Here is a 12,313-nt window from a genome sequence, read left to right on the forward strand (position 1 = left end):
ACGGCTTTAAACAGTAAAGCTGCCAAATAAAAAAGAGGCGATTAAGCCTCTTTTTTGTTGTATTATTTTAACCAGGATTGGTTATTCTTATTTTCAGATCGTTTTTTACCGTTATCGATATTATAGGCAAAACCTACTCCTAAAGTCTGTTTCAGCTGTGTTTTTTGAATCTGGTTATGATCATACAACAGATCCAGGGTGATATTGGTAGAAATGAATTTATTGATCTTCATATTTAAAATTCCACTATAAGAAAGTACCAGTCTTTCAGGATGGTCTAAATAATTTGAAAACACCGAAGCAGTATTGGTCAGGTTGATATTTTCCATGATCTTAAGCTTGTAGATTGCTGTTCCCAGGAAACCAAACTGGAACAAAGAAGAATCGCCATCATTTTTTAATCCGTAAGTTCCGGCATTCTGAAGGTCTTCATCCAATACGAAGGTCCATCTTGCGTTTGCAGGACGTAATGTTACAGTGAGATTATCATTGGGACGGTACGTAACCCCTACCCCTATATTCAGGTATCCGGGCGCCATAAAATTCGAAATTTTAGCAGCTTCAGGATTATTTCCGTCTTCATAACCTGCTGCAAACTGGGTCTGCAAGCCAAGTCCGCCGGACAGGTACCAGTTTTTTGCAAACTCTCTTCCATAATTGGTAGAAAGGTTGATTACGTCCTGGGTTTTGCGGGTTCCTATTCCTTTTGTATTATTTTGTCCATAGCCAAGAATAATAATGTTTTCCCAAAGGTCTTTTCCTTTTTCATAAGTAAGGTTATAATTAACTCCGGCAAGCCAGCCTACATTGTTAGCTCCACCACCTACCCAGTTTGAAAAGGCTGCCTGGTTAAGCATTAAAGTATTTTGTCCCTGGATGCTCCATGCTTTTGTAGTATCTACTGCAGGTGCTTCCGGTTTTACTTCCTGTGCATTGGCACATATTCCCATCAGGATGGAAATGGATAATAAAATTTTTTTCATAGTTTAGAGATTTATAATACAAAAATAGGCATATAATTTTTGTTGGAAAATAATAAATAATAACTTAAATTTACTTAAAATCAATAATTTTCATTATTTTCTTAATACCCATTAAAAGTTTTAAATATCTGTCCTATGAATTTTAATTCTAAAGATTTTGAATCAGAGATTGATGATAATTTTTCCCACAGTTCTTCCGGTTTCCTGTTCAAGGTGGGCTTCTTTCATTTTGTCAAAAGGAAAAACATGGGAAATATAAGGTTTAATAATTCCTTTTTCGAGCAGTGAAGCGATTTGTTTCATGTCTTCCCCATCAGAATGTACTTTTGTGGGATATCCTTTGACTCCTTCAGCTGCTGCTTTTTCAGTTACTTTCTCATTCATACCGCTCGGAATACTGATAATAGTCCCGTTTTCCTTTGTTACTTTCAATGACTTGTCGATATTGTCACCACCAATGGTATCTAAAACAAAATCGAAATTACGGGGTGCTGCATCCCAGTCAAAACCATGATAATTTATATGCTGATCGGCTCCAAGGCTAAGCACAAATTCTCTGTTTTTTAATGATGAAGTTCCGGTAACGGTTGCCCCGAGATACTTTGCGATTTGTACAGCGATATGGCCTACACCTCCGGCCGCGGCATGGATCAATATATTCTGCCCTTTCTGAACATTAGCATGGTCTACCAATGCCTGCCAGGCCGTTAAAGTCACCAATGCACTAGCTGCTGCAGTTTCAAATGACAGGTTTGAAGGTTTCAACGCCAACTGATCAGCGGGTGCGGCAACATATTCTGCATAGGCCTTTCCATGCCCCGGAAAATTGATCATTCCGAAAACTTCATCACCTGTATTAAATAACGGGCTTTGGCTTTCCTCCACAATACCTGCAACGTCCCAACCTAATATTAATGGGCTTTGGTCTTTAAGTTTTTCATATGCGCCTTTTCCTGAGCGGGTTTTTACATCGATAGGGTTAATGCCTATTGCTTTTACTCTTATAAGAACTTCCCCTTCTCTAAGATCAGGTTTTCCGATTTCGGTATATTCCAGGTTTTCTACTCCACCCGGGGATTTTAATGTGATTGCTTTCATATTATTGTATTGGTGTTACTGTTAATTGCTGATAATCTGTCAGTGTTTAAAATAATAAATTTTCTGTTGCTTTGTTGTTTCTTCTTTCCGGGTAACATTTTATTTCGATAATACAAAATTATGGCAGAGACAGACAAAGATCTTAGTCTCATTTCAATAGAAGAATAACCCAAAATTATGTGGCAGAATTTTAAATATTTTTTAGATATAAAAAACGAAATCATAAGATTCCGTTTAATGTTTATCAATGGTGATGAATTATTGACTGGCTTTGTTTAAAAGATCGATATCATCACTACTCAGCTCCAGGTTGGGAGCATTAAATAAAGTTTCAAGCTGGCTTTCACTTGTTGCACTTACAAGCGGTGCCGTAATTAATGGGTTTGCCAGAAGCCACGCCAAAGCTATGCTGCCTTGCGTGGTATTGTACTTTGCGCTGACCTGGTCTAACGCCCGTAAAACACCGAGTCCTTTTTCATTAAGATATTTTCTTACCCCTTCTCCCCGCTGGCTTTTTGTAAAATCGGTTTCATTACGGTATTTTCCGGTTAAAAATCCAGCAGCCAGTGACCAGTATGGGAATACACTCAAATCGAATTGTTTCACCAATGGTGCATAATTTTTTTCAAAACCTTCACGTTCCATTAAATTATAATGAGGCTGTAAGGCTACATATTTCGGGAGATTATTTTTTTCTGCTGCTTCAAAAGATGCTTTTAACCGTTCAGTAGATAAATTTGAGGCTGCAATATAGCGTACCTTTCCTGCTTTGATAATTTCATCATACGCTGACAAGGTCTCTTCTACCGGAGTTTTATGATCATCAAAATGGGTGTAGTATAAATCGATATGATCGGTCTGCAGCCTTTGTAATGATTCATCTACAGATTTCAGGATATGTTTTCGGCTGATGTCGAAGCCGTGTTCTTTGGTTTCAGATCCTACCTTTGTTGAAATAATGAGATTATGGCGGTTGTTTCTGCTTTTCATCCATTTTCCGATAATTTCCTCGGACTGCCCGCCTTTACCGTTCACCCACCAGGAGTAAGTGTCTGCGGTATCTATGAAATTAAATCCGGCATATGTAAATTTATCCAGAATTTCAAAAGACTGTTTTTCATCTAATGTCCAGCCAAAAATATTTCCTCCAAAATTAACCGGTGCAACAGACAGGTCGGTGTTTTTTATATTTCTCTTTTTCATAGAAATGATTTAAATTTAAAAATAATTTTCAGACCAAGGTAAGAAATCCTATTCTGGATTAAAGCTTTTAAACAGGGTATTGATGATCATTATAACTATAGTTGTCATAGCTAAAATTGATTGAAATTTTACAGCCGGATAATTATTATCATAAAATCAATTTAGTCAAAGTTGAGTAAACCATCGGAAAATGCCTTCCATTGTATTTTAGCGACTCCTATTATTCCCCCGATTGCAATGGCAAGTTTCCTCTATCCGGTCAAAAAATCTGGCTTTCATATTGGAAACTTCATTCCGTCCGTACACTGAAGCCTGAATTACGGTACCGTTTCGCGAAGCCATAAAAATAGATGTCGATTTGTCTGAGTAAAAATGAACGATATGATTATTCTTTTGTTGGACGGGGATTTTCGATGGCCTGCAGATCATTAATAGATCTTTGGTCTGATCGTTTCCCCGGTATAATCTTTCCACTGATTGACAGAAAGAAACCGTTGTTTCAGAACATCAAACTTTTGAATAGCAGTTGCTAAATCCTTATATTGTTTTTTACTTTTAGTATCATGAAATCCACCTTTTTCTGTTCCGGAACACCGGGAATCTGTTTAGGTTTCATAATATTAGATTTTATTACGGCTCCAATGATTAAGCTGGTGTTCAGGCAATAATGGAACTCTGCACTTAATAAAACAGTAAAAATTAAGGCATTCTTGCTGGACCGGATCCTGATTTTATACTGACTATAATAATTTATGAAAACTATAACTTACTGATTGCTACAGTTTTTGCCTTTTTACTGATCCGTATAAATACGGTATGTTTATTTTAGTGTTTATTACGGTTTTGTTTTTCTTCTTTTTATAATATATTTGTGGCCGTAGTAACCACTATAAAACGGTTTGATGCAGGCTATGAAACGAGCATTTTGTTTTTGAATATTAGCATCCCCGAGATTAATAATTAGGCATTTATTTTCAATGAATTTTGAAGCTTTATTTTTGATTTATTAATTTTATTGTCTTGATTATGTTGGTATTAAGATATTATTAATAATTTATATTTGAAATATTAATAATTTGTAATCCATTGCATCATATTTTTTCGTTATATTCGCATACGAAATAATTTTTTTCATCATTTGTGTTTTTTAGTGCCTTCCTCCCAAGGGGGCACTTTTTATTTTTACTAGTTTTTTGAAATTATAAATATCCAAATAGTGAGGGTTTGGGTGATTTTAAGTTTTTTTCCGGTTAAACATCCAGATTTTGAATCACCATAGCTGATGCACCACCGCCACCGTTGCAAATGGCAGCAACTCCATACTTTCCTTTTTCCTGCCGGAGTACGTTTAAAAGTGTTACCAGGATCCTGGCTCCCGATGCGCCAATCGGATGTCCTAAAGCCACTGCTCCGCCATAGATATTTACTTTTCCAGGATCGAAACCTAAAATTTTCTGGTTGGATAAAATCACTGAAGCATAGGCTTCATTAATTTCCAGATAATCTATATCCGATAGATTGAGATTTGCATGTCTGAGCGCTTTCGGAATAGCCAGAGATGGTGAAGTGGTAAACCATTCCGGGGCCTGTGCGCTGTCTGCATAGCTTATGATCCTTGCAAGCGGCTTTAAATTATATTTTTTAACAGCGGTTTCTGAAGCGAGAATCAATGCTGCTGCACCGTCATTCAGATTGCTGGAATTAGCAGCAGTGAGTACCCCATCTTTTTCAAAAGCAGGTGGTAACAGGGAAATCTTTTCAGGAATGAGCTTATTAATGTCCTCATCCTTATCTACGGTTACCGTTTCTTTCCCTTTTTTGGATTCTATGGTGATCAGCTCGTTTTTAAATTTGTACTGAGCTGTTGCAATCTGGGCTTTTTTGTAGGATGATAAAGCATAATCATCGAGCTCCTGTCTGGTATGTCCATATTTTTTGATGCCTGATTCTGCAGCACTTCCCATATGGAAATCGTTGTAAACATCCCACAGCCCGTCTTTTGTCATACCGTCTGTGAGCGTAAGGTCACCCAGCTTCTTTCCGTTTCGTAAAAAAGCATAATGCGGAACATTGCTCATGCTTTCCATACCGCCTGTTACAACAATATCTTCAAGTCCGGTCTGGATTTGCTGAGCTCCGATCATGGTTGCTTTCATACCTGATGCGCAAACTTTATTTATAGTGGAGGCATCTTTATCATAAGGAATACCCGCAAAAATTCCCGCCTGTCTTGCCGGTGATTGTCCCAACCCTGCACTCAATACATTCCCCATGTATACACTGTCGATCCATTCCGGAGCTAATGATACGCTTTCATATGCATTCCGGATGGCAACTGCCCCCAGCTGTGTGGCGGTATATTCTGATAAACTGCCGAGTAATCCGCCAATAGGAGTACGCTTTGCAGATACGATAAATACTTCTTTCATTGTGATTGTTTGTTATTTTAATTTTAATGATCAGCAGATACGATAACCATTTTTTTGTTTTTATTCCTTTTAATGAAGAATAATAAAGGTAATTCAAATATGAAAGCCAGCCCGATTGCTAAACAGGCATCGATATAGCTTAGATTAGAATGTTTTTTTTCATATTAAAACAGGTTTATCAATAAAATATACCGAACGGTATATTTTGTAATAAAAAATTATACTTTGCTTTTTCAACTTTAAAAAGGTAGGCAAAGATATAAAAATAATATACCAATTGGTATATTTTATAAGATCATTTTATAGAATATTATTACTTCTTGAACTTTATGGTCTTGATTCTTAACTAAATTTCTCTGATCTTAGATTATCAAATAATTTCTATTTTCGAAGATGTAGCGGATTAAGCATATTTTTTATAGTTGAATTTTTGACTAGATCAGTCAGAGTATTCCTTTAAAAGATCCCTGTAACTCGTTAGAATTGTAGATTTTGATATGAAACCTATAAACCGGTTATTGTGATCAACAACAGGTAAATTCCATACTCCGGTGTCATCAAAAAGCTGAATAATCTTTAAAGGCTCGTCTTCGGGCTGAATAACAGCGGGGGGAGCTTTCATAAGCTGCTGAATACTGATGGAAGCATCTTTATCCCTGTTAAAAAGTAACGGACGCACATCATCCAATGTTAAAATTCCTTTAAGTTTTTTTTCGTAATCTGTAATGGCAAAGATATTTTTATTCCCGTTTTTTATGAGTTCAAAAAGATCAGTAACCGGTGCATCATCATTGATCGTCTGGGAATTGAAATCAATCATATCTTTAATCTTTAGGGCAGACATCAGATTTTTATCGTGCTCATGGGTAAATATTTTCCCCTGCTCTGCCAGGCTTTTCAGCTCCGGAGAAACCACTGAAAACCATTTTGCGATAAGATATGATATTACGGAAACAATCATTAACGGAATAAAAAGGTCATATCCGAAACTGGATTCGGCAATAAGAAATATAGCGGTAAGCGGTGCATACAAAACTCCGCTCATTGCCCCGGCCATTCCGACAAGGACAAGATTGGTGACCGGCACATCTTCAAAGCCTATTTGCTTACAGATCATCGCAAACAAAAATCCCAGGGTGCCTCCTGCAAATAATGAAGGCGCAAAATTTCCTCCGTTACCACCACTGAAAATTGTAATGGAAGACGCAAAAGCTTTGAGAAGACAAACCAGAACCAAAAAGAGAATAACAGTCCAGTTTCCTATTTCAAAATACCTGAAAAGGCTGTTTTCTATAATTGAATGGGCATTGCCATTGGTGAAATCTTTTACTGTTTCATAGCCTTCCCCGAATAACGGCGGAAATAATACACAGAGTAAAGACAAGGCAGCCCCGCCAATCATTGCTTTACGTATTCTTGAAACTTTAAGGCCTTTAATAAAGTGTTCTACCTTTTGGGAAATAACAACAAAATACCGGGCATATAGGCCGGCTACGACTCCTAATATAAGATAGTAAGGAACATTATGATAATTGAATGATTCCCTGGCATGAAACCTGAAAAGAATATCTTCCTGAAGAAGTATTCTGGATAAAAGACTTCCGCATACAGCAGCAACCACTAAGGGAATAAAATCAGAAAACACAACACCCGTAAGTAATATTTCAAAAGCAAACATGACGCCAGCTATCGGTGCATTGAATGCAGAAGCTATCCCTGCCGTAGCACCCGCGGCCAGCAGCAGGGTACGTTCTTTATATCCGAGCTTATAGGTCTGGGCATAATTGGACCCGATTGCGGCACCTGTAACGGCAATGGGACTTTCTAATCCTGCGGAACCACCCAACCCAACGGTAATGGCACTCTGAACAATCTGTGAATACATTTTTACCGAAGAAACAATACTTGAATTCTGGGCTATCTCATATAAAATAGCTCCTATCCCCTTTCTGTCCTGGCCTTTGAATAATGTGAGCACTATACTTGTGGTAAGGACGATGCCTAAAAAAGGAAAGACGATATAAAAAAGGATCTGATATTCGAAATGAACTTTATTAACGATAAAATAGTGAATGGTATGTACCAGTGTTTTTAAAACCACTCCGGCAAATCCTGCTGTACAGCCTACCAGAATACCGGACAGAATAAGGAACTGGTTTCTGCTGAGCCTGTTGCTGAGCCAGTGCAGGATAAGCTCATAACTGCGTACTTTTTCAAGGCCGTATTGTTGAAAATCTCTTTTAAATTTGAGAAAACTAAGGTATTTTCTTTTATTGTGAATCTTCACGGATAAAAATTTACTATTCGACTACGATTAAAACAGTATCGCGTTGATGCTGAATAAGAAAGACTGTATTTAGTATCAAAATATATTCATTATTTTTAAAACGGATACTAATATTAGCAAATGTAAGGAAAATATAAAGGTAAATTTTATGTGTTTTCTTTTTATTCTTTTAGATTTTGAAGGGCAAGATTGTAATTTATCCTCGCAGATTCTGCAGACTGAGCAGATTTTTATTGTTTAATAATAATGTTATCAACTGTGAAAATTTGTGCAATCCGTGGTTCATATCAACTGAATCAGAAAGCTAAGTAATTCGTCTTTTATTATCTGCCAATACCCATTCGTTTTTTTTACATTTCTACCAGGAAAACAGGTCAACTGTAAAATGTCGTTTTAGATAAAGTTTTTGACAAAATTAAACAAAACTGCTTGCTTAATTTTGCATAAAATAATTTGTCATCATGATGAAGAATGAAATAAGAAAAAATACATCATACGCTTTATTAATTATTAATGTACTGGTGGTCATATTGGTTTCCGGCAATTTACGATCACCTATAATCTCTGTAGCTCCTGTTCTGAATGATGTGAAAACAGCATTACATCTGGATAATTTTAAGAGCAGTATGCTTACCTCTATTCCATTGTTTATGTTTGCAACATGTTCGGTTTTAGTGAGCCGATTTTCCCATAAATTAAGTCTCAACAGGTTTTTGCTTTATTCGTTGATTATTCTTGGTTTCGGATTATTTTTACGGATTCTGGGGTCAGTCACAACCTTATTTCTGGGTTCTGTTTTTATTGGTCTTGGAATTTGTATCGGGAATGTAGTAACACCGGGATACATTAAAAATAACTTTCCGAAGCAGATTGGCCTGATGACCGGAATTTTTGCTGTAGCCATGAATCTTACAGCGGCACTGGCTTCAGGTTTCAGTATGAGTATCGGGAAATGGACAGGTTACGGATGGCGTGGTTCTTTGGGAATATGGCTGGTGATTACCCTTTTGGCTCTTCTGGTAGTTATCCTTGAAATAGTTTTCAATAAAAGAAATTCTGATAACAAGAAAACAAAAGCGGCCGTTTCGGACTTTAACATGTTTAAATCTGCCCAAGCCTAGAATATCAGTATTTTTATGGGTTTGCAGTCTTTGTTTTATTATTGTCTTGTAACCTGGCTTCCGGCTGTACTTACAGATTATCACATGCAGGAAAATGATACGGGATGGGTTTTATTTGTCATTCAGATTACGATGATCCCGGTAACTTTCTGCTCTCCTGTTATAGCTAATAAGATGAAAAATCAAAAGTTGCTGATTGTTTTCATATGCTCGTTAATGCTGATCAGTACATTGATGTTTGCATGGCTGAAATCTCAATGGATTTATGGAAATGCCATTATGATCGGATTAGCTAACGGATTATCGTTCAGTCTTGCCATTTTATTCTTTTCATTAAGGACGAAATCTACGGCCAATGCGATTAAAATTTCGGGGATGGCACAATCTGTAGGATATTTGATTGCGGCTTTCGGGCCTCCGGTTTTCGGAAAGCTGCATGATTGGGATGAGTCATGGAGAAGTTCCTTTTATTTTTTAAGTTTTTCTGTAATGCTGATGTTTTATTTCGGAATGAAGGCGGCCAGGATGAAATATGTGGAAGAATAATGGCGGCTTCGGGAGCCTCAGCCGCCCTGTTATTTAAGGATTGTGGAAAAGTTTAGAAATTAAGAACGGTTTCTTCACCGTCATTTAAAATAAAGCATCTTTTTTCTAATCCGTTTTCGGCGATCCTCGCCAGGATAAAATTTCTGTCTTCTTTACAATGGCTTACGGCTTCCAGATGGGTTATCCATATGCTTGCTTCAGGAGCATATTCGCAGAGACTGATAATATCTTTACTGGTCATGATAATGGGATTTCCTACAGAAAATGTGGCTGCACCTCCTGCTACAATAATGTGTTTTGGTTGATGCCGGGTAATCTCTTCTGCCACTTGCGGATACCAGATACTGTCACCAACGATATAAACAGTTTGGTCTGAAACTTTGAATACAAATCCATTTACCAGGCCCATTTTTTCTCCTATTTCACCCGTTCCGTGAAGGCCTTTGGTTAATGAAATATGTATGTTCTTCCAGATAATACTTTCATTAATGGGAATGATATTTTTAAATCCATATTCTGAAATCTGAGCCGAAATGGCAGAAGGACAGATGATCGGAAGGTTTTTATCCAAAAGGTCAATAGCTGCCTGATCCCAATGATCGGGATGAAGATGGGTAACGGCAACAGCATCTGTTTTTTCAAGCTTTTCTATTAATTCGTTTCGGTCAAAAGGAAGGTCGACCAACGGATTCAATAATTCATTGCCGGTCATCGGAAATTGATTTTCGCCAAGCATAGGATCAATGAGAATACGGATGCCATCAATATCCAGCAGTAAGGTGGCATTGCGCCATAATTGTAATTTCATGTTTTAAATTTTTGTCTGTACAAAGCTATTGCTTAAACAAGACCTGGTCATGGATGGTTACCGAAAGGTTATCCATTTTGCTGAAAAATACAGGTTTGAAAGATTAATCCGGAAGACTTACCGGTTTTATTTTTCTCTTTAGATTTGCAAAACTATATTGAGGCTGATAGCTATAAAAATAAACCAATGAATTTTGAAGAATTTAAAAACTGTGGATTGAGGCGCAGCCTGGACATGATTTCCGGGAAATGGAAACCGCTTATTTTATTTAATCTTTATGAGGATAAAGAAATACGCTTTGTAGAATTGTGGCGGAGAATGCCGAGAGTTTCAAAGAAAGTGCTGGCCGAACAACTTAAACAACTGGAGGAAGATCAGATCATTCAAAGGATTGAGGTCTATAATTTCCCTCCGGAAGTTTACAGATAAAGCTGTTGTTTTGGGGCCGATTCTTAATCAGCTGCACCAATGGGGAACTGATTTTAATTGATTTTCTCATTTTTAAAATGATCTAAAACTTCTATGATATTCTGGTATACAAAATCAAGTTCTTCTGAAGTAATGCAATAAGGCGGTACCAGATACATTACGTTTCCGAGCGGACGAATGATAATCCCACGTTGCAGAAATTCATCATAAAACATCTTCCCTGTTTCATTAAAATAAGAAGTCTGTTGAGTGGTTTTCAGTTCCCATGCCAATATAGTCCCGGTCTGACGGACATTTTCCATCATAGGATGTTGTTTAAGTATTTCAGCAAAACCGGAATGCTGTTCCATAATCCGTTGTATATCAAGCTGAGTTTTTTCCTGTAATAAAATTTCCATGCTTGCTAAAGCAGCTGTACAGGCTAACGGATTGGCGGTAAAGGAATGGCCATGGAATAAGGTTTTATATTTGTCATCAGATAAAAAAGCATTATAAATTTCTTCCGAACAGGTGGTAATTCCCATAGGCATTGTTCCACCGGTCAGTCCTTTTGAGAAGCACATGATATCCGGCTTTTCAGAAAGATGGTCGGCAGCAAATAATTTTCCGGTTCTTCCGAATCCTGTAAAGACTTCATCCTGAATCATCAGTATTTCTTTATTTCTGCAAAATTTCATCAATTCACTTAAATTTTCTGCATCATGCATCAGCATTCCTGCAGCTCCCTGCACCAATGGCTCGTAAATAAAACAAGCGATCTCATCACCGAGATGATCAATCTGCTCTTTTAAATTTTCAAGGTTTTCTTTTACAGGAATATCGATGAAAACCACTTCAAAAAGCATATCTCCGAAAGGTTTTGTCCAGGCACTTCTGCCACTTACAGACATTGCCCCGAAAGTATCACCATGATAGGCATTTTTAAAAGCCAGTACTTTTGTTTTGGATTTTCCGATGTTATAGGTATACTGAATACACATTTTAAGGGCAACTTCCACAGCGGTAGAGCCGTTATCCGAATAGAAAACCTTTTGTTGGTTTTTGGGAAGCAGGCTTAATAAGTTTTCAGAAAGCTGTATCGCCGGCTCATGGGTAAAGCCTGCAAAAATTACCTGCTCAAGGGTATTCAGCTGTTCAGAAATACGCCGGGCAATATAAGGATGGGCGTGGCCATGCAGGGTAACCCACCATGAAGAAACTGCATCTATGTATTTTTTTCCTTTATTGTCATAAAGATAAACACCCTTTCCTTTAACAATGGGAATCGCATCATCAGCTGTTTTCATCTGGGTATACGGATGCCAGTTGACTGCCCGGTCGCGTTTTTGTAAATCGTTGTGCATTAGATTTTTGAGTTATGAGTTATGAATTATGAATTATGAATTATGGGTTATGAGTTTTTTCAGTTA

The 12,313-nt window shown here is 37.3% G+C and carries 8 protein-coding genes and 1 pseudogene; 2 read left to right on the forward strand and 7 right to left on the reverse strand.

The genetic code is table 11. The features are described 5' to 3' along the window. Positions 1-62: 62 nt before the first annotated feature. The 5 genes from PMI13_RS01260 to PMI13_RS01280 all read right to left on the reverse strand — a co-directional run bounded on the left by PMI13_RS01260 (position 63) and on the right by PMI13_RS01280 (position 8,000). Positions 63-983 (reverse strand): DUF3078 domain-containing protein, encoded by a 921-nt coding sequence (locus tag PMI13_RS01260; RefSeq protein ID WP_007839827.1) that lies wholly within the window; start codon positions 981-983, stop codon positions 63-65. Positions 984-1,145: 162 nt separating this feature from the next. Next, entirely contained in the window at positions 1,146-2,081 is a 936-nt protein-coding gene (locus PMI13_RS01265; protein WP_007839828.1) for an NADP-dependent oxidoreductase, read from the reverse strand. Between the two features lie 258 nt (positions 2,082-2,339). Then, complete coding sequence (locus PMI13_RS01270; RefSeq protein ID WP_007839830.1) at positions 2,340-3,284, reverse strand: aldo/keto reductase; 945 nt, start codon at positions 3,282-3,284, stop codon at positions 2,340-2,342. A 1,250-nt stretch (positions 3,285-4,534) separates the two neighbouring features. Further along, positions 4,535-5,713: an acetyl-CoA C-acyltransferase gene (locus PMI13_RS01275; RefSeq protein ID WP_007839832.1), complete on the reverse strand. Its 1,179-nt coding sequence runs from the start codon at positions 5,711-5,713 to the stop codon at positions 4,535-4,537. A 439-nt stretch (positions 5,714-6,152) separates the two neighbouring features. After that, a complete protein-coding gene (locus tag PMI13_RS01280) occupies positions 6,153-8,000 on the reverse strand; it encodes a chloride channel protein (RefSeq protein WP_007839834.1) in 1,848 nt (615 codons plus the stop codon). Positions 8,001-8,464: 464 nt separating this feature from the next. Here PMI13_RS01280 and PMI13_RS01285 point away from each other — a divergent pair. Next, positions 8,465-9,667: pseudogene (locus tag PMI13_RS01285) on the forward strand (CynX/NimT family MFS transporter). Positions 9,668-9,719: 52 nt separating this feature from the next. Here the strand turns inward: PMI13_RS01285 and PMI13_RS01290 are convergent. Beyond that, entirely contained in the window at positions 9,720-10,475 is a 756-nt protein-coding gene (locus PMI13_RS01290) for an MBL fold metallo-hydrolase (RefSeq protein WP_007839839.1), read from the reverse strand. A 186-nt stretch (positions 10,476-10,661) separates the two neighbouring features. Here PMI13_RS01290 and PMI13_RS01295 point away from each other — a divergent pair, with 186 nt between their 5' ends. Next, complete coding sequence (locus tag PMI13_RS01295) at positions 10,662-10,904, forward strand: winged helix-turn-helix transcriptional regulator (RefSeq protein ID WP_007839840.1); 243 nt, start codon at positions 10,662-10,664, stop codon at positions 10,902-10,904. A gap of 53 nt (positions 10,905-10,957) precedes the next feature. Here the strand turns inward: PMI13_RS01295 and bioA are convergent, their stop codons facing one another. Beyond that, positions 10,958-12,247 carry an adenosylmethionine--8-amino-7-oxononanoate transaminase gene (gene bioA / locus PMI13_RS01300; protein WP_007839841.1) on the reverse strand — a complete coding sequence of 430 codons (1,290 nt, stop codon included), beginning with the start codon at positions 12,245-12,247 and terminating at the stop codon, positions 10,958-10,960. Positions 12,248-12,313: the final 66 nt, after the last annotated feature.

The sequence above is a fragment of the Chryseobacterium populi genome, from assembly GCF_000282115.1.
Taxonomy (GTDB): domain Bacteria; phylum Bacteroidota; class Bacteroidia; order Flavobacteriales; family Weeksellaceae; genus Chryseobacterium; species Chryseobacterium populi.